The organism is Pantoea sp. PA1 (genome assembly GCF_056856975.1).
This window is the reverse complement of the sequence record NZ_JBXGEE010000002.1, coordinates 367,354-386,086: the sequence shown is the minus strand read 5'-3', so window position 1 is coordinate 386,086 and position 18,733 is coordinate 367,354. Positions and strand designations below refer to the sequence as shown.

General features: G+C 60.5%; 16 protein-coding genes and 1 other annotated feature (1 of these 17 cut by a window edge). Of the genes, 10 read left to right on the top strand and 6 right to left on the bottom strand.

Going from position 1 to position 18,733, the window contains the following annotated elements; all coding sequences use genetic code 11:
• Window positions 1-117, bottom strand: a sequence feature (Thr leader region) (it extends 2 nt beyond the left edge of the window).
• Together thrL and AC1V0D_RS12590 are read right to left on the bottom strand one after the other, a co-directional pair.
• The gene (thrL, locus tag AC1V0D_RS12595; protein ID WP_111209051.1) at window positions 56-124 is read right to left on the bottom strand and encodes a thr operon leader peptide; all 69 of its coding nucleotides are present in this window, start codon (window positions 122-124) and stop codon (window positions 56-58) included. Its footprint overlaps the feature before it by 62 nt.
• Before the next feature lie 205 nt (window positions 125-329).
• Window positions 330-1,016: a tRNA/rRNA methyltransferase gene (locus AC1V0D_RS12590; protein ID WP_009092238.1), complete on the bottom strand. Its 687-nt coding sequence runs from the start codon at window positions 1,014-1,016 to the stop codon at window positions 330-332.
• Window positions 1,017-1,625: 609 nt separating this feature from the next.
• Between AC1V0D_RS12590 and arcA the strand changes: the two genes are divergently transcribed.
• A complete protein-coding gene (arcA, locus tag AC1V0D_RS12585) occupies window positions 1,626-2,342 on the top strand; it encodes a two-component system response regulator ArcA (RefSeq protein ID WP_009092239.1) in 717 nt (238 codons plus the stop codon).
• Window positions 2,343-2,390: 48 nt separating this feature from the next.
• Here the strand turns inward: arcA and creA are convergent, their stop codons facing one another.
• Entirely contained in the window at window positions 2,391-2,864 is a 474-nt protein-coding gene (creA, locus tag AC1V0D_RS12580) for a protein CreA (protein ID WP_009092240.1), read from the bottom strand.
• Window positions 2,865-3,056: 192 nt separating this feature from the next.
• Here creA and robA point away from each other — a divergent pair, with 192 nt between their 5' ends.
• Window positions 3,057-3,938: an MDR efflux pump AcrAB transcriptional activator RobA gene (gene robA / locus AC1V0D_RS12575; RefSeq protein WP_482907514.1), complete on the top strand. Its 882-nt coding sequence runs from the start codon at window positions 3,057-3,059 to the stop codon at window positions 3,936-3,938.
• A 40-nt stretch (window positions 3,939-3,978) separates the two neighbouring features.
• Here the strand turns inward: robA and gpmB are convergent, their stop codons facing one another.
• Window positions 3,979-4,626, bottom strand: a complete 648-nt coding sequence (gpmB, locus tag AC1V0D_RS12570; protein WP_046101183.1) for a 2,3-diphosphoglycerate-dependent phosphoglycerate mutase GpmB — start codon at window positions 4,624-4,626, stop codon at window positions 3,979-3,981.
• A gap of 93 nt (window positions 4,627-4,719) precedes the next feature.
• Here gpmB and yjjX point away from each other — a divergent pair, with 93 nt between their 5' ends.
• Window positions 4,720-5,238 (top strand): inosine/xanthosine triphosphatase, encoded by a 519-nt coding sequence (gene yjjX / locus AC1V0D_RS12565; protein WP_009092243.1) that lies wholly within the window; start codon window positions 4,720-4,722, stop codon window positions 5,236-5,238.
• Here yjjX and trpR read toward each other — a convergent pair whose 3' ends face one another.
• Together trpR and sltY are read right to left on the bottom strand one after the other, a co-directional pair.
• Window positions 5,239-5,559 (bottom strand): trp operon repressor, encoded by a 321-nt coding sequence (gene trpR / locus AC1V0D_RS12560; RefSeq protein ID WP_058957753.1) that lies wholly within the window; start codon window positions 5,557-5,559, stop codon window positions 5,239-5,241. It abuts the gene before it with no gap.
• Window positions 5,560-5,604: 45 nt separating this feature from the next.
• Complete coding sequence (gene sltY / locus AC1V0D_RS12555) at window positions 5,605-7,524, bottom strand: murein transglycosylase (RefSeq protein ID WP_009092246.1); 1,920 nt, start codon at window positions 7,522-7,524, stop codon at window positions 5,605-5,607.
• A gap of 270 nt (window positions 7,525-7,794) precedes the next feature.
• Here sltY and atzF point away from each other — a divergent pair, with 270 nt between their 5' ends.
• The 7 genes from atzF (at window position 7,795) to urtD (ending at window position 18,733) form a co-directional block, all read left to right on the top strand.
• Complete coding sequence (gene atzF / locus AC1V0D_RS12550) at window positions 7,795-9,588, top strand: allophanate hydrolase (RefSeq protein WP_307744075.1); 1,794 nt, start codon at window positions 7,795-7,797, stop codon at window positions 9,586-9,588.
• A 2-nt stretch (window positions 9,589-9,590) separates the two neighbouring features.
• The gene (gene uca / locus AC1V0D_RS12545; RefSeq protein ID WP_482907513.1) at window positions 9,591-13,208 is read left to right on the top strand and encodes an urea carboxylase; all 3,618 of its coding nucleotides are present in this window, start codon (window positions 9,591-9,593) and stop codon (window positions 13,206-13,208) included.
• Between the two features lie 9 nt (window positions 13,209-13,217).
• Complete coding sequence (locus AC1V0D_RS12540; protein ID WP_154928474.1) at window positions 13,218-13,919, top strand: GntR family transcriptional regulator; 702 nt, start codon at window positions 13,218-13,220, stop codon at window positions 13,917-13,919.
• A 27-nt stretch (window positions 13,920-13,946) separates the two neighbouring features.
• Window positions 13,947-15,215, top strand: a complete 1,269-nt coding sequence (gene urtA / locus AC1V0D_RS12535) for an urea ABC transporter substrate-binding protein (protein WP_046101286.1) — start codon at window positions 13,947-13,949, stop codon at window positions 15,213-15,215.
• 91 nt (window positions 15,216-15,306) lie between these two features.
• Complete coding sequence (urtB, locus tag AC1V0D_RS12530; RefSeq protein WP_482907512.1) at window positions 15,307-16,872, top strand: urea ABC transporter permease subunit UrtB; 1,566 nt, start codon at window positions 15,307-15,309, stop codon at window positions 16,870-16,872.
• Entirely contained in the window at window positions 16,872-17,945 is a 1,074-nt protein-coding gene (gene urtC / locus AC1V0D_RS12525; protein ID WP_058957757.1) for an urea ABC transporter permease subunit UrtC, read from the top strand. Before urtB ends, urtC begins: the two co-directional genes overlap by 1 nt.
• Complete coding sequence (urtD, locus tag AC1V0D_RS12520; RefSeq protein ID WP_009092253.1) at window positions 17,942-18,733, top strand: urea ABC transporter ATP-binding protein UrtD; 792 nt, start codon at window positions 17,942-17,944, stop codon at window positions 18,731-18,733. The genes urtC and urtD overlap by 4 nt, the downstream gene beginning before the upstream one ends.

The window sequence follows — 18,733 nt, the reverse complement described above, 5'->3', positions numbered from 1 at the left end:
AAAAAAAGCCCGCACTGGTTAGGTGCGGGCTTTTTTTCTGTTTTTCCTGTATGCGTCAGCCCGCACCGTTACCTGTGGTAATGGTGATGGTAATAATTGTGGTGTTCAGGCTGATTTTACGCATTGAGATTTTTTTCTGTCTGTCTTTGTCTGTCCGTCTGGCATCCAGAAGTAAAGCAAAGCGCACATTAAGTCAACCCGATTTGTCCGGCGGGCCCGTTTCCCTGACTGCGCAGAGCCACCGGCGAAATCGTAAAACGCTCTTTGATCGTTTGCGATGCTGAACTTCTCTGCGATCTGTTACTGCAAAATCAGATTTTCGCCGAGGATTAATCTGCGAGTTTTTTTTCAATATCGTGCAGCAGACGATGCAGCATCGCCGTGTCGCGCTGTTCCAGCAGCCCCACCCGCTGATCAATCCAGTCAGAGAGTTTCTCATCATCACTCACCTCCAGCTGCGCCAGCAGCTGATGCAAACGCTGCCGCAGCGCCTGCAACTGCTGCCCGTCTGCGGCGGCGGTAAGCGGAGCCTCAACCTGATTCAGCTTCGACAATTGATAGCAGTAGACCATCACCGCCTGGCCGAGATTGAGTGACGGATAGTCATTCGCCATCGGGATGCCGGTCAGCAGATCGACCTGCTCCAGCTCCTCATTGGTCAGCCCGCTGTCTTCGCGGCCAAATACCAGCGCCATACTCTTTACCCACTGACGCTTCTCCAGCAGCTGTGTTTCAACCTGCTCTGGCGTGGCGTAGTAGCGAAACTTTGCCCGGCTGCGCGCAGTGGTGGCGACGGAGAAGTCGATGTCAGCTAATGCGTCAGCCAGCGTTGCAAACGTCTGGACGTTATCGAGGATCTCACCCGCGCCATGCGCGACCCGGCGCGCGGCCGGGTCCTGCCAGGCGTCGCTGGCGACAATGCGCAGCTGGCTGAAGCCCATGGTTTTCATGGCGCGCGCCGCAGCGCCGATATTTTCTGGCCGCGCGGGCGAGACGAGAATCAGGGGGAAGAGCATATTTATTCCATTGGTCCATTTACATAACGCCATATTAACATGACTGTTCAGGATTCAGCGGGCGGAAGCGAATAAGAAAAGCGGTGATTACCATTGTTAAAACCGGTTAAAAAAAGCGATCCGAATCTTTTTACCGGCGAAGCGGCCTTTATTAAAGAAACCACTATTAATACATTTAAGTTCAACAGGATAGAATGTGATTACCAGTGGGTTTCATTTTGGAACCGAAGCGTGAAAAATGTAATGAAAATGATGCTTTTTGTGAGCTAAACGGGCAATCTACGAGAAGTTTTTCACAAAAGTGTTAACGTGCTACAATTGCATTTGATATAAGTCAACGAAGCGTTGTTTTTATGCTTATCGGTTGTAGTTGGTGCTGTTAGGTTGCTGTTAATGCAGTTAGGATATGCGCCATTATCATTCTCGCCTGGGGCATGCAATTTTCATCCTGACTGGCTGAGCTAATACTGTTGTTGACGTTGATAGATGGCTTATCAAAATATGATTTCGTACAACGGTTCAGCGCGGCCCGCTGCTCTCGATGATGGAGAACGCCATACCGCTGTACGCCCTGTTTTCAATTTGTTGGCAAATTTTAGGTAGCTAAACATGCAGACCCCGCACATTCTTATCGTTGAAGACGAACTGGTCACGCGTAACACCCTCAAGAGCATCTTCGAGGCAGAAGGTTATGTGGTGTATGAGGCGACTGATGGTGCAGAAATGCATCAGGTGCTGACCGACAATGACGTTAACCTGGTGATCATGGACATCAACCTGCCGGGTAAAAACGGCCTGCTGCTGGCCCGTGAACTGCGCGAACAGGCCAATGTCGCCCTGATGTTCCTGACCGGCCGTGACAACGAAGTTGATAAAATTCTCGGTCTGGAAATTGGCGCTGACGACTACATCACCAAACCGTTCAATCCGCGTGAGCTGACGATTCGTGCCCGTAATCTGCTGTCGCGCACCATGAATCTCGCCATGCCGGGCGAAGAGCGCCGTCAGGTTGAGAGTTACAAATTCAATGGCTGGGAGCTGGATATCAACAGCCGCTCACTGATCAACCCGAACGGCGAGCACTATAAACTGCCACGCAGTGAGTTCCGCGCCATGCTGCACTTCTGCGAAAATCCGGGCAAGATTCAGACCCGTGCCGATCTGCTGAAAAAAATGACCGGCCGTGACCTTAAGCCGCACGACCGCACCGTGGATGTGACCATCCGTCGTATTCGTAAGCATTTCGAATCGACGCCGGACACGCCTGAAATCATCGCTACCATTCATGGCGAAGGTTACCGCTTCTGCGGCGACCTGCATGAGTAAGCTGCGGTAAGCCTGAAAAAAACGCCCCTGCGGGCGTTTTTTTTATGCTCAGTGCCACGGCATAATCGGCACGGCGCTGATCGCATTCTTCGGTGAACCATCGACGACTTTATCGGAGTAGGTCAGATAGACCAGGGCGTTACGCTTTTTATCGAAGAAGCGCACCACCTGCAGCTTTTTGAAGATCAGCGAGGTACGCTGGCGGAAGACCACCTCCCCCTCCGCTTTGCCCTGCGCGATTTTCTCACTCAGCTCCACTGGCCCAATCTGCTGGCACGAAATCGCCGCATCGGAGGTATCCTCAGCCAGCCCCAGCCCGCCTTTAATCCCACCGGTCTTCGCCCGGCTGATATAGCAGGTTACATTTTTAACATCCGGATCGTCGAAGGCTTCAACGACAATCTTGTGGTCAGGCCCGAATATCTTAAACACCGTGTCGACAGAGCCGATCTGTTCGGCGAGCAGCGGGCTGGAAAAGGTCAGTGCGGTCAGCGCAGCGAGGATAAGACGAGGTCTTGTCATGGGGTTACCATTGCAAATTGAATAGATGAACATGTAATGTACTGTCAATCGATATAATGACAAAACCAAAACGGGTTATGCCCGCACTGATTTAGCACAATCTTCCCCGGAAAACGGCCCACGTCTTTTGAGCAATGAGTGCTAATATTCTTCGATGCATTTAGCTGCACCACCAGAGTATGAGGATGTTTTATGGACCAAGCCGGTATCATTCGCGATTTGCTTGTCTGGCTGGAGAGCCATCTGGATCAACCCCTTTCACTGGACAACGTTGCCCAGAAAGCCGGTTACTCTAAATGGCACTTACAAAGGATGTTTAAAGACGTGACCGGACATGCTATCGGCGCCTATATCCGGGCGCGTCGCCTGTCTAAAGCGGCGGTGGCGCTGCGCCTGACCAGCCGTCCGATTCTGGACATCGCACTGCAGTATCGTTTTGATTCACAACAGACTTTTACCCGCGCCTTCAAGAAGCAGTTTGCGCAGACGCCGGCCTGGTATCGTCGCGCTTCCGACTGGAATTCCTTCGGTATTCGTCCCCCTATCCGTCTGGACAATGAGACGCAGCCGGAACCGACCTTCGTCACCCTGCCGGAAACGGTGCTGGTGGGTCAGACCCAGAACTACACCTGTATTCTGGAGCAGATTTCCAGCTATCGTGACGAGATGCGGATTCACTTCTGGAAGCAGTTCCTGCTGGAAACGGATACCGTGCCGCCGGTGCTGTATGGCCTGCATCAGGTGCGCGCCAGCCAGGAAAAAGATGACGAGCAGGAGATCCTCTATACCACAGCGGTGCCGGCTGACAGCGCGGGCAGCCTGCACTCCGGTCAGAACGTCATTCTGGAAGCGGGCGATTATGTGCAGTTCACCTATACCGGCCCGCGCGTCAATCTGCAGGAGTTCATCCTGCTGCTCTACGGCACCTGCATGCCGACGCTGGGGCTGACCCGCCGTCAGGGGCAGGATATTGAACGCTTCTATACCCACGGCGGTAAAAAGCGTGCCGAGCCGCCGACAGAGATCCGTTGCGAATATCTGATTCCGATTCGCCGCCAGCCCCCGGTCAGCTGATACTCAGGCCGCTGTCCTCACGACGGCGGCCTGCAGACCTTCAGCGCTGCAGCTCGTCGAGAGCGGGCGCATCCAGATGAGAGATATCGCCCGCCATCTCCACAATCCACCCTTCGGCCAGCCAGGCGCTCTGCTGATAATCGACCCGCGAGAGCGAGCAGTTTCGCAGACGCAGCCGGCGTTCCGCCCAGGCAGGCAGACCGAGAATGGTGCTGACCAGCGATCCCAGCGCCATACCGTGACTCACCAGCAGCGGACGGCTCCCGGCCGGCAGGTCGAGACAGGCATTCAGCGCAGCGTGCATGCGCGCTGCCAGCTCGGACATGGACTCCCCTTCCGGGATGCGCCCGCCTTCGGTGCCGTTCACCAGCGTGGCACGCCACTGCTCTTCTGCGGCGGTTAAGCCATCCAGCGGACGCTTCTCCAGCACGCCCATATTGAGCTCCCGCAGGCGCGGATCGAGCGTCACCGTGCAACCACAGGCATCCGCGATAATCTCCGCGGTGCGGCGCGTGCGGCCCAGATCGCTGGTGATAACGTGGGTAATACCCAGATGTTTCACGCGTTCACTCACCTGATGCGCCTGCTGTTCACCTTTTTCCGTCAGCGGACTGTCGGACTGCCCCTGAATGCGACGTTCCGCATTCCAAACCGTTTCACCGTGACGAACAAGATAGACCTGTAACATAGTAGTTTCCGTTATACTGCGACCAGAATCGCCTTAGAGCCTGTCTGTAGCCTGATGGGCCAGGCGCTTAACCATCTGAGGGTTCAATTAATTATGTACCATGTTGTCGCAGCCACCACCAATCCAGCGAAGATTCACGCGATTGCGCAGGCATTCAACGACGTTTTCGGCGAAGGATCCTGCCATATTGAAGGGGTCGGGGTCGATAGTGGTGTTGCCGCCCAGCCGCTGAGCCACCTCGAAACGCGAACGGGCGCACGTCAGCGCGTAATGAATGCCCGTCAGGTACGGCCTGAAGCGACATTCTGGGTGGCGATTGAGGCGGGGATCGAAGAGGACAGCGCCTTTGCCTGTATCGTGATAGAGAATCAGAAGCAGCGCGGCGAATCGCGGTCAGCCAGCTTCACGCTGCCACCGGCGGTGCTGGCGGGTCTGCGCGAAGGGCGGGAACTGGGCGAAGAGATGGCGCGGTTAACCGGCATTGAAAATATTAAACATCAGGGCGGGGCTATCGGGGCGTTCACGCACGGCCTGCTCAGCCGCGCCAGCGTCTATCATCAGGCCCTGATTCTGGCGCTCTGCCCGTTTGTTCATCCGCTCTATCAATCGTAATTACTCGCCGTCCAGATGCGCCTGCAGCCAGCGTTTCAGCTCCGGCGGCGCCTCTTTCAGACTGTTAGAGCCACGGGTGATGGTGGCGATACCCACGCCAAGTTCGTTTTTCAGCTCGCGCTGGCTCATCTCCCCCTTCATCAACTCTTCGATAATCCGCAGTCGTGTGCCAAACGCTTCCCGCTCATCCGCCGTCATCATCAGTTGCATCAGGGGCAGCGCGTGACCATCGGCAAAGGCCTGCTGCATCAGCCTGACAAAGCGCTGCCAGCTATCGTCGGCCGGAGGGGTTTCGGCTGAAGGGGAATGAGAATGGGTCATGAAGAGGCTTCCGTACTCGCTAAAGAGTACGGAAGCTTAGCACAGCTAGTAACGGCGATTCCACTCACCATCTGACAGGATTTTGTCAGGCTTGCCCATGAAGTGACGATAGTAGGCGTCATAGGCCAGCACGTTCTTCACGTAACCGCGCGTTTCAGAGAACGGAATGGTCTCGATAAACGCCACGGCGTCGAGATTACCTGCACTGGTTTTCAGCCAGCTTCGCACCCGGCCCGGACCGGCATTGTATGCCGCAGAGGCGAAAATCCGGTTCTGGTCAAACTGCTGGTAGACATACTCCAGATACTGGGTACCAATCTGAATATTGGTTTCCGGATCGAGCAGCTGACTGCTGTTGCTGTAGCCGGGGATGTCATACATCTTCACGGTGTGCGCCGCGGTGGCAGGCATGATCTGCATCAGACCACTCGCCCCGACCGGCGAGCGCGCTTTCGGGTTCCAGGCACTCTCCTGACGCGAAATCGCCATCGCATAGCTTGGCGGAATCTGCTTCACCTGGGTGTTGCGCTCGTAAACGCTCTGCCACGCCAGCGGGAACCGCTCTTTCAGACTGTCCCACATTTTGGCCGTGATCGTGGCCTGCACGCTGAGATCCCACCAGTCCTGCTCATTGGCGTAGCGCGCCAGCATCTGCTGCTGCGTATGTGTGCGGCTGCCGATCAGATTGCTCCACTCGCTGCGCGCCAGGTTATCCAGCCCCCAGTACATCAGTTCACGGACGCGCGCCAGCTCGGGGCCCTGCACCGTAGCACTGTCAGGCTTGGGTGCTTCATCAATCTGCAGCGGATAATCCACCCCCAGACGCTGAGCGGCCACCATCGGATAGAAGCCACGCGCCTGCATCAGTTTACGCAGGATCTCTTCCGCTTCCTCTTTGCGATCTTTCTCAAACAGCAGGTCAGCCTGCCAGTACTGCCACTCATCCTTCTCTTTGGCCTCCACCGGCAGACGGGCGATCCAGGTGTTCAGACCGCGCCGATCGTGCTGCGACAGCGCCAGCCGCACCCGGCGTTCCACCAGCGCGGTGGACTCACTGTTCATCACCACCGCATCGCGCCAGCGTGCCTGTTCAGCGGTCAGATCGCTGCCCATCATGCGCCAGACCACGATCTCTTTCAGCGCCTGCTCATCTTCCGGCCCCATTTTCTGCGCCCGGACCAGAATCGGGATCAGGCTGCGGGCGTTTTCCATATCCTGCCGCGCCACGCGGGTAAAGGCGTAAATCGTCGCCTGGCGGGTAAAGTCGGTGGGTCCGACGGCGCTGGCGAAGGTGCTGACCGTCAGCGGGTCCTGCTGCAGCGCCTGCACCGCGTCAGACATGGTCTGATAATCTGCCGGCAGGGTTTTCGCCAGATAGCTCACCAGGCTGTCGTTACCCGCCTTCATCGCCAGACGGATACGCTCCAGGATTGTGATCGGTGAAAGCTGACCCGATGACTGCCAGACCGAGAAGAGCTTGTCGCAGTCGGCAGGCAGCGCAGTGCCGCGCAGCCAGATCTGCTTCGCGCCATCAAACGCGGCCTGCTGCTGACCCGTGGCCCATTTGGCGTAGTACCAGTTACAGCGCGCCTGCACCGGTTTCGGTTCGGTCGGGCTGAAATTCAGCACGCCCTGCCAGTCCTGCCGGTAAGCCAGCACATTGATAAAGCGGGTGCTGAGCGAGCGCGCAGGCGGCAGTGTGGGATACTGGCGAATAAAATTCTGTACGGCCAGGGCGGTCTCCTGATCGAGATCCTGTGCCAGCAGGCGATATTGCAGATAAGGATAGAGCGGATAATCCTGAAGCGTGGGCAACAGCTGCTCCACGGTGGCCATCTGATTGCTGTCCCACGCCTGTTTAATTTGTTGATAACGTTGCCGTTGTTGATCAAGCGAATCGGCCCATGCGCTGCTGGCCGTACCGACCAGGCAGATCCCTATCATCCAGTTACGCCACTTCACCACGTAAATCTCCTCTGTTGCTGGGCGCCGGCGAGTTGCCAGGCAGTCTTCATGCTAACCAGGGCATCCGACTCTTGCCATGTTCTTCACAATATTTACGCACGCGGCGGTTAAACGCACCGTCATCGTTCAGCCTGCGCGCCGTCATTGTGCAAATAATCATCAGAAAAACTTATCACCTGTCGTTTTAAGACGTTGAATCATCAGCTTAAAAAAGTGGCACACCCTTTGCTCTGTTGAATTCCATCTTGTATACCAGCTGGAATCCTTCTTATGACTTCGACCACTGGCCTGACACTGCACGCCTGGCAACAACGCTACCAGCAGGCGCCACATCAGATTAGCGCACTGCTGAGCGCACACCTTGCCGCCCTGGATCCCCAGGATAATGCCTGGATCATGCTGGCGACCCCGGATCAGCTGGCGGCTCAGATTGAACCGCTGCTGGCTCACTATCAGCGCGATCCCGCATCGCTGCCTCTGTTCGGCGTGCCGTTCGCGGTCAAGGACAATATCGATGTGGCGGGCTGGCCCACCAGCGCCGCCTGCCCCGCCTTTACCTATACCGCCAGCGAGGACGCGATAGCGGTAGCCAGACTCAAAGCGGCCGGGGCCGTGGTCATCGGTAAAACCAACCTCGATCAGTTTGCCACCGGTCTGGTCGGCACACGCTCACCTTTTGGCGCGGTCAGTAACACCTTTGATCCCGATTATGTCAGCGGCGGCTCCAGCTCCGGCTCGGCCTCGGTGCTGGCGCGCGGACTGGTCGCCTTTTCCCTGGGCACCGATACCGCCGGTTCGGGCCGCGTCCCGGCCGGTTTCAACAATATCGTTGGCCTGAAGCCGACCAAAGGCTGGTTCTCTGCGCGCGGCGTCGTGCCCGCCTGCCGCCTCAATGACACGATTTCCGTGTTCGCCCTGACGGCAGAAGATGCCTGGAGCGTCGCCAGCGTGATCGGGGGCTATGATGCCGGGGACGCCTATTCGCGCGTGAATCCGCGCACCGCCCCCGCCAGCCTGCCGGTTCGCCCCCGCTTTGCCGTTCCTGATACGCCGGAGTTTTTCGATGATGCCGCCGCTGAAGCCGCCTGGGATCGGGCGCTGGAGGCCCTGCAGGCGAGTGGCGCGACGCTGCACCCCATCGACTTCACGCCGTTCCGGCAGCTGGCAGAGCAGCTCTACTACGGTGCCTGGGTCGCTGAGCGCACCGTGGCGGTAGGCGGGATGCTCGATCGCCCCACCGATATGGACCCGGTGGTGCATGAGATCGTCGCCAGCGGCCTGAAATACAGCGCCGTCGATGCCTACAAAGCGGAGTATCTGCGGGCCGGGCTGACGCGCCAGATTCAGCAGACCCTGGCGCAGTTTGACGCGCTGGTGGTGCCGACCTCGCCCACCATTCATACCCTCGCAGAGATGAAGCAGGAGCCGATTCACTACAACTCACAGTTTGGCACCTACACCAACTTTACCAACCTCGCTGACCTCGCCGCGCTGGCGCTGCCCGCACCGTTCCGCAATGACGATCTCCCGGCGGGTATCACGCTGATTGCGCCCGCCTGGCACGACCGGGCGCTGGCTGAATTTGGCATCCGCTGGCAGCGCCAGCTGGCGCTGCCGCTGGGGGCGACTGGCCTGCCCTGCCCGCCGCCCGTCGCTCTCCCCGTCTCCCCCGATCATGTCCGGCTGGCTGTGGTGGGGGCACACCTCACCGGCATGCCGCTGAATTTCCAGCTCACCGAGCGCAGGGCGGTATGGGTGGAAGAGACAAAGACCGCCCCTCACTACCGCCTGTTCGCTCTGCTGGACGGGGCGATTAAAAAGCCCGGCCTGATGCGGGACGAACAGGGTGCCGCCATCACGGTGGAGCTGTGGGACATTCCGCTGGCACGCTTCGGCGAATTTGTGGCGGAGATCCCCGCCCCGCTGGGTATCGGCAGCCTGACGCTGGCGGATGGGCGGATCGTCAAAGGCTTTATCTGCGAAGGCGCTGCGCTGAACAGCGCACTGGAAATCACCGAATCGGGCGGCTGGCGTAACTGGCTGACCTCACAGGGGAGTCACTGATCATGTTCACCACCGTACTGATTGCCAACCGGGGCGAGATTGCCTGCCGCGCCATTCGCACCCTCAAGCGTTTGGGCGTCAAAAGTGTCGCGGTCTACTCTGACGCGGATCGCAACGCGCAGCACGTTAAGCAGGCGGACAGCGCGATCGCCCTCGGCGGCGACAAAGCCAGTGACTCCTACCTGCGCATCGACAAAATCCTGGCGGCGGCGCAGCAGAGCGGCGCACAGGCGATCTGGCCGGGCTACGGTTTTCTGTCGGAAAGCCAGGCCTTTGCCGAAGCCTGTGAGGCGGCGGGCATCGCCTTTGTCGGCCCGACCGCGCAGCAGATTGGCGAGTTCGGCCTGAAGCACCGCGCGCGTGAGCTGGCGGCCAGTGCAGGCGTACCGATGACGCCGGGCACTCCGCTGCTCGCCTCGCTGGAGGAGGCGATTCAGGCTGCCGACGAGATTGGCTACCCGGTGATGCTGAAAAGCACCGCGGGGGGTGGTGGCATTGGCCTGACGCGCTGCGCTGACGCCGACGCGCTCGCCAGCGCCTGGGAGAGCGTGCGCCGCCTTGGTGAGCAGTTCTTCAGTGATGCAGGCGTGTTTCTGGAGCGCTGCATCGATCGCGCCCGCCATATTGAGGTGCAGATTTTTGGTGACGGTAACGGCACCGTCGTCGCACTGGGTGAACGCGACTGCTCTCTGCAGCGCCGCAATCAGAAGGTGGTGGAAGAGACACCCGCGCCCGGCCTTTCGCAGGAGACGCGCGACGCCCTGCTCGCCTCAGCTGTGCGGCTGGGCGAACAGGTGAACTACCGCAGCGCAGGCACCGTGGAGTACATCTACGACGTCAGCCAGCAGGCGTTCTATTTCCTTGAAGTGAACACCCGCCTGCAGGTTGAACATCCGGTTACCGAATGCGTCACCGGGCTCGACCTGGTGGCGTGCATGCTGCAGGTGGCGGCGGGTGATCCGGTGGAGTGGTCACGCCTGCAGCAGCCGCCTCAGGGCGCGGCGATCGAAGTGCGGCTTTACGCGGAAGATCCCCTGAAAAACTTCCAGCCCAGCCCTGGCCTGTTAACCGCGGTCAGCTTTCCTGACGGCGTACGTGTCGACAGCGGCGTCGAAACCGGCAGTGAAGTCTCCAGCTTTTATGACCCGATGATCGCCAAGCTGATTGTGCATGCCGACAACCGTGAAGCGGCGCTGGAAAAACTGCATCACGCGCTGAATGCGACCCAGCTGCACGGTATCGCCACCAACCTCGACTATCTGCGCCAGATTACCACCAGCGAGGCGTTTCGCAGCGGCAACGTCTGGACGCGCTATCTCGACAGCGTGGTGCCTGCCGCCACCGTGGTGGAGGTGCTGCAGCCCGGCACCTTCAGTTCGGTGCAGGACTACCCCGGCCGCCTCGGCTACTGGGACATCGGGGTGCCGCCTTCCGGCCCGATGGATGACTTTGCGTTCCGGCTGGCTAACCGCATCGTCGGAAACCATGAGGCGGCGGCGGGGCTGGAGTTCACCCTGCAGGGCCCCACCCTGCGCTTCCACTGCGACGCGATTGTGGCGCTGACCGGCGCAGAGTGTGACGCGCAGCTTGATGGTGAAGCGGTCAGTTACTGGCAGCCGCTGACGGTGAAAGCGGGACAGACGCTGACGATGGGACGCGCCCGCCAGGGCTGCCGCAGCTATCTGGCGGTGCGCAACGGCTTTGACGTGCCGGAATATCTGGGCAGCCGCAGCACCTTTTCGCTGGGCCAGTTTGGCGGTCACGCCGGACGTACCCTGCGGGTCGCCGACATGCTGCCAGTCTCACAGCCTGCGCGCGCCGCCTGCACCACACCGGCCCCGACTGGCGCGCCGCAGCCGCTTGATGCGTCGCTGATTCCGCACTACGGCACTGAATGGCGCATCGGTGTGCTCTACGGTCCGCACGGCGCACCGGACTTTTTCACCCAGGCCGCCATCGACGAGTTCTTTGCCAGCGACTGGCAGGTGCACTACAACTCTAACCGCCTCGGCGTGCGGCTGGTCGGCCCGAAACCGACCTGGACCCGCGCCAACGGCGGTGAGGCGGGCCTGCATCCCTCCAACGTTCACGACTGTGAATATGCCATCGGTGCGGTCAACTTCACCGGCGACTTCCCGGTGATCCTGACGCACGACGGCCCGAGCCTCGGCGGCTTTGTCTGTCCGGTAACCATCGCCAGAGCCGAGTTGTGGAAAGTGGGCCAGGTCAAACCCGGCGACACTATCCGCTTCCATCCAATCAGCGCGGAGGAGGCGCTGGCGCGGGAAAACGCGCAGCGTCATCTGATTGAGACGCTGCGCCCGGAACATCCCCCGGCCTTTGCTGTGCCGTCGCTGGCCGAAACCGCTCACGGCTCCGCCACGATTCTCGCCGCCCTCGACGCCACCGACACCACCCCGAAAGTGGTCTATCGCCAGGCGGGTGACAAATATGTGCTGATTGAATATGGCGACAACGTGCTAGATCTGGCGCTGCGTCTGCGCGTGCACCTGCTGATGAATGCGCTGACGGCGCAGGCAGAACCCGGCGTCGAGGAGCTGTCGCCGGGCGTGCGCTCGCTGCAGGTACGCTACGACAGCCGCATCATCAATCAGTCCGCCCTGATGACGCTGCTGCTGGCGCTGGAAGCGACGCTGGGCGATGTCAGCACGCTGAAGGTCCCCTCCCGCGTGGTGTGGATGCCGATGGCCTTTGAAGACAGCGCCACGCTCGGTGCCGTCAGCCGCTACCAGGAGACGGTTCGCGCCAGCGCCCCCTGGCTGCCGAACAACGTGGACTTTATCCAGCGTATTAATGGCTTAAGCAGCCGGGAGGAAGTACGCGCGACCCTGTTTGACGCCAGCTATCTGGTGCTGGGGCTGGGCGACGTCTATCTCGGTGCGCCCTGCGCTGTGCCGGTCGATCCACGCCATCGCCTTCTGAGTTCCAAATACAGTCCGGCGCGCACCTTTACCGCAGAAGGCACCGTCGGCATCGGCGGCATGTACATGTGTATCTACGGTATGGACTCGCCTGGCGGCTATCAGCTGGTGGGCCGGACGCTGCCGATCTGGAACACCTTCCTGAAAAATCCGCAGTTCGCGCCCGACGCGCCGTGGCTGCTGCGCTTCTTCGATCAGGTGCGCTTTTATCCCGTCAGTGAAGAGGAGCTGACCCGGCTGCGCGAAGATTTTCGCGAAGGTCGTGGCAGCCTGCGCATCGAAGAGACGCAGTTCGATTTTGCTGCCCACCAGCAGTTCCTCACCGATCACGCCGCTGAGATCGCGGCGTTTCGCCAGCGCCAGGCCGCCGCTTTTGAGCAGGAGGTGCAGCTATGGGCGCAGGAAGAGCAGATCGCGCCGCAGGCTGAGGAGGCGCTGGCCAGCGTCAGCGAGGAGCAGGAGCACGGCGTGGCGGTGCAGGCTGACCTCAATGGCAATATCTGGAAAGTGCTGGTGCAGCCGGGCGACGCGGTCAGCGCCGGTCAGACCCTGATCATCGTGGAAGCGATGAAGATGGAGCTGGCGATTGTCGCCCCGCAGGCCGGTCGGGTCACGCGTATCGCCTGCCAGGGGGGCCGCCCGGTCAGCCCGGGCGATAACCTGCTGTGGCTGGAATAAGGAGCAGCAATGACAAGGCAACCTCAATCCCCAAAAGCGCGCCCGGAGGCGCTGGCAGAGCGGGTCTATCAGGCGCTCAAGGCCGATATCTTCGCCTTTCGCCTGATGCCGGGTGACCGCTTCAGTGAAAGCGAAATCGCCGGACGGCTGGCGGTAAGCCGCACACCGGTGCGTCAGGCGCTGTTCCGGCTGGAGCGCGAAGGCTTTGTGGAAGTGTGGTTCCGCAGCGGCTGGCAGATCCGAAATTTCGATTTCGCCTGGTTTGAATCGCTCTATGACCTGCGCACCGTGCTGGAGTGCGAGGCGGTAAAACGCCTCTGCGCCCTGCCCGCCCCGCAGTGTACAGCCCTGTTAGCGGAGCTGAACCAGTTCTGGTGTGAGGCAGAGGCGCTCACCGAGGGGCTGGTGGTTTCGCAGCACGATGAGGCGTTTCACATGACGCTGGTGGCAGCGGCGGGCAACCCGGAGATGGCCCGCATCCATGCCGAACTCACGGAGAAGATCCGCATTATCCGGCGGCTCGACTTCACCCGCGACGACCGTATCTGCGCGACCTATCAGGAACATGCAGAGATTTTACAGGCGATTTTTCAGCAACAGACCACCGACGCGCAACGCATGCTGACCGACCATATCGCCGTCAGCAAGGCGGAAGTCAGGAAGATCACGTTGCATCGCCTGCAGCAGGCCCGGCTCCAGACCATCGAATAACACAACAACCACTCAGGGGTTCAGATGATGAAAAGACGTTCGTTGATCAAAGCTTTTGCGCTCTCCGCCACCGTTGTCAGTATGGGATTTGCCTGGAGTGCGCAGGCGGCTGACACCATCAAAGTGGGGATCATGCATTCCCTCTCCGGCACCATGGCGATTTCTGAAACGCCGCTGAAAGATGTGGCGCTGATGACCATTGATGAGATCAATGCCAAAGGGGGCGTGCTGGGGAAAAAGCTGGAGCCGGTGGTGGTAGACCCCGCCTCTAACTGGCCGCTGTTTGCCGAGAAGGCGCGGCAGCTGCTGACGCAGGACAAAGCGGCGGTGGTCTTTGGCTGCTGGACCTCAGTGTCACGCAAATCGGTGCTGCCGGTTTTTGAAGAGCTGAACGGCCTGCTCTTCTATCCGGTGCAGTATGAAGGCGAAGAGATGTCGCCTAACGTCTTCTACACCGGTGCGGCGCCAAACCAGCAGGCGATCCCGGCGGTGGAGTATCTGATGAGCGAAGATGGCGGCAGTGCTAAACGCTTCTTCCTGCTGGGCACCGACTACGTCTATCCACGCACCACCAACAAGATCCTGCGCGCCTTCCTGCACAGCAAAGGCGTGGCGGACAAGGATATCGAAGAGGTCTATACGCCGTTTGGTTACAGCGACTACCAGACCATCGTGTCAAATATCAAAAAATTTGCGGCTGGCGGCAAAACCGCGGTCGTCTCGACCATCAACGGCGACTCCAACGTGCCGTTCTACAAAGAGCTGGCCAACCAGGGGATCAAAGCCACCGACATTCCGGTAGTCGCCTTCTCGGTGGGTGAAGAGGAGCTGCGCGGCATTGATACCAAACCGCTGGTCGGCCAGTTAGCCGCCTGGAACTACTTCGAGTCGATCGACAACCCGACCAACGCGAAGTTTGTCGCGGACTACCGCGCCTACGCCAAAGCGCACAATCTGCCGAACGCCGCCACCGTGGTCACCAACGACCCGATGGAAGCAACCTATGTGGGCATCCATATGTGGGCCCAGGCGGTGGAAAAAGCGGGCACCACCGATGTCGACAAAGTGCGGGCTGCAATGGCCGGTCAGACCTTTAACGCACCGGATGGCTTTACCCTGACTATGGACAAAACCAATCACCATCTGCACAAGCCGGTGATGATTGGCGAAGTGGAAGAGAACGGCCAGTTCAGCGTGGTGTGGCAGACCGACAAGCCGGTGCGCGCACAGCCGTGGAGCCCGTACATTGCCGGTAACGACAAAAAGCCCGACTACCCGGTAAAAACCGCGCAGTAAGCGCGCGGCAGACAGGCAGCGTCAATCGCTGCGAAGCGGCAGCACGGCTGTTTAATCCGCCGTGCTGCCTCCCCCTGACGAGGCTCTCTTTATGACTCTATGCCGCTGCTTATTCAGCCTGCTGCTGCTGATGCCGCTGCTGGCCAGCGCCGGACCGGCGGCTGACTTTGCCGCCGCCAGCCGCAGCCAGCAGGCCACCCTGCTGCAGCAATGGGCCGCCGCGCCGGACAGTCAGCGCCTGCAGCTGCTGGAAGCGCTGCACACCGAAACGGTCGTCATCGACCAGAACAAACAGCCCTTCAGCCAGCAGGGTACACAGCTGACACCGCTGGAGGGTGCGGCCCGGCCCGCCGGTAACCTGAAAAAACTCTTTATGAACAACCGGCTGCGCGTGCTGGTGAACAATGCGCTAGCCGCCCACCAGCTGGTGAGCCGTGATGCCGCGCTGCGCCTGCGCGCCGCCCAGCAGCTGCAGAATGGGGGGGTTGCCGACCAGCTGCCGCTGCTGACGCAGCGCCTCGCCGCCGAGCAGGATAGCCGGGTTCATGCCGCCTTAGCGCTGGCGCTGGCCAACCTGCAACTGGCAGACAGCAATCCGATGGTGCGCCTGCGTGCGGTCAATCTGCTGGGCGAGTCCAGCGATCCTGACACCCAGGCCAGCCTGCAACGCCTGACTCAGCCCGCAAATGAACCGGATGCCACGGTGCGGGCTGCGGCGGCGGACAGCCTGCAACAGATTCAGCAGCGGCTGCGGTGGGGCGATCTGCTGGGTCAGGCCTTCAGCGGCCTGTCGCTGGGATCGATCCTGCTGCTGGCCGCGCTGGGCCTGGCAATCACCTATGGCCTGCTCGGGGTGATCAATATGGCACACGGCGAAATGCTGATGCTCGGCGCGTACGCCACCTGGTGGGTACAGAGCCTGTTTCAGCAGTTTGCGCCGCACTACCTGGCCTGGTATCCGCTGCTGGCGCTGCCGGTCGCCTTCCTGGTCACCGCCGCCATTGGTATGGCGCTGGAGCGCATGGTGATCCGCCATCTTTATGGCCGCCCCCTGGAGACGCTGCTCGCCACCTGGGGGATCAGCCTGATGCTGATTCAGCTGGTGCGGGTGCTGTTCGGGGCGCAAAACCTGGAGGTGGCGAATCCATCGTGGCTGTCAGGAGGATTACAGGTGCTGCCTAATCTGGTGCTGCCGTGGAACCGCATCGCGGTGATCCTGTTCGTGGTATTTGTGCTGGCGCTCACCTGGCTGCTGCTGAACCGCACCCGCCTGGGCATGAACGTGCGCGCCGTGACGCAGAATCGCGCCATGGCGGAGTGCTGCGGCGTGCCGACCGGCCGCGTCGATATGCTGGCGTTCGGGCTCGGCTCCGGCATTGCCGGGCTGGGCGGCGTGGCGCTGTCGCAGCTGGGCAACGTCGGCCCGGAACTGGGTCAGGGCTATATCATCGACTCGTTTCTGGTGGTGGTGCTGGGTGGCGTCGGCCAGCTGGCGGGCACCGTGGTCGCCGCCTTCAGTCTGGGCATTCTGAACAAAGTGCTGGAGCCGCAGATTGGCGCGGTCCTGGGCAAGATCCTGATTCTGGTGCTCATCGTACTGTTCATTCAGAAACGTCCGCAGGGGCTGTTTGCGGTGAAAGGAAGGGTGACTGACTGATGACGCAACCTATCACGCTTCGCGTGGCGCGCACCGCCCCACGCCTGACCCTTACCCTTGGCCTGGTCATCACCCTGGCGCTGCTGCTGATGCCGTTTCTGGCGCTGCTGCCCGCTACACATCCGCTGGCGATCTCCACCTATACCCTGACGCTGGTCGGCAAAATCCTCTGCTATGCGGTGGTCGCCGTGGCGCTGGATCTGGTGTGGGGCTACGCCGGCCTGCTGTCGCTGGGCCACGGCCTCTTTTTTGCCCTGGGCGGCTACGCCATGGGCATGTACCTGATGCGCCAGGCCGCCGGGGAAGGCTTGCCCGCCTTTATGTCCTTTCTCTCCTGGCGTGAGCTGCCCTGGTTCTGGGCCGGCACCGACTCCTTCGCGTGGGCGCTCTGTCTCAGCATGCTGGTGCCAGGCCTGCTGGCGCTGCTGTTTGGCTTTTTCGCCTTTCGCTCAAAAATCAAAGGCGTCTACTTTTCGATTATGACGCAGGCGCTGACCTACGCGGGCATGCTGCTCTTCTTCCGTAACGAAACCGGTTTTGGCGGCAACAATGGCTTTACCGGCTTTACTACCCTGCTCGGCTTTTCGGTCACGGCGACCCCGACCCGTATCGGACTGTTTGTCGCCACGGTGCTGCTGCTGCTGCTGAGCCTGACGATCGGCTTCGCCCTGGCGCGCAGCAAATTTGGCCGGGTGCTGACCGCCGTGCGGGATGCGGAGAACCGCCTGACCTTCTGCGGTTACGATCCGCGCGGCTTCAAGCTGTTTGTCTGGACGCTCTCCGCGGTGCTGTGCGGTCTGGCCGGGGCGCTCTATGTGCCGCAGGTCGGCATCATCAACCCTGGCGAGATGTCCCCTGCCAACTCGATTGAAGCGGCGATCTGGGTGGCGCTGGGCGGACGCGGCACGCTGATTGGCCCGCTGCTCGGCGCAGCGATCGTTAACGGCGCGCGCAGCTTCTTCACCGTCGCCTTCCCGGAATACTGGCTCTTTTTCCTGGGCCTGATGTTTATCCTGGTCACGCTGTTTCTGCCGCACGGCGTGATTGGCCTGCTGCGCCGGAGAAAAAAATGAGTGATGCCCTGTTTACCCAACCCCAGTTAGCGGATCGCCACCGGGTGCAGCGCGATCCGGTGCTGCAGCTCGATAAGATCAGCGTCTCCTTTGAGGGCTTCCGGGCGCTGACCGATCTCTCGCTGCAGATCGGCGTCGGTGAGCTGCGCTGCGTGATCGGCCCCAACGGCGCGGGCAAAACCACGCTGATGGATGTGATCACCGGTAAAACCCGGCCGGATGCGGGCCGGGTGATCTACGACCAGGACAGTGATCTGACCCGTCTGTCACCGGTGGCGATCGCCCGCGCCGGGATTGGCCGTAAGTTCCAGAAACCCACCGTTTTTGAAGCGCTGACCGTGTTCGAGAATCTTGAGATCGCCCTCAGGGCCGACAAATCGGTCTGGGCCTGCCTGCGCGCCCGCCTCAACAGCGAGCAGCGGGACCGGATTGATGAGGTGCTGAAGCTGCTGCGGCTGGGCGGCGAGCGCCAGCGCCGGGCGGGCCTGCTGTCGCACGGTCAGAAGCAGTTTCTGGAGATTGGCATGCTGCTGGTGCAGGAGCCGCATCTGCTGCTGCTGGATGAACCGGCGGCGGGCATGACCGATGCGGAAACGGCCTACACCGCCGAGCTGTTTCGCAGCCTGGCGGGGAAACATTCGCTGATGGTGGTGGAGCACGACATGGGCTTTGTGGAGACCATCGCCGACCACGTTACGGTGCTGCATCAGGGACAGGTGCTGGCGGAGGGATCGCTGCGCGAGGTGCAGGCCAACGAGCAGGTTATCGACGTTTATCTGGGGCGCTGA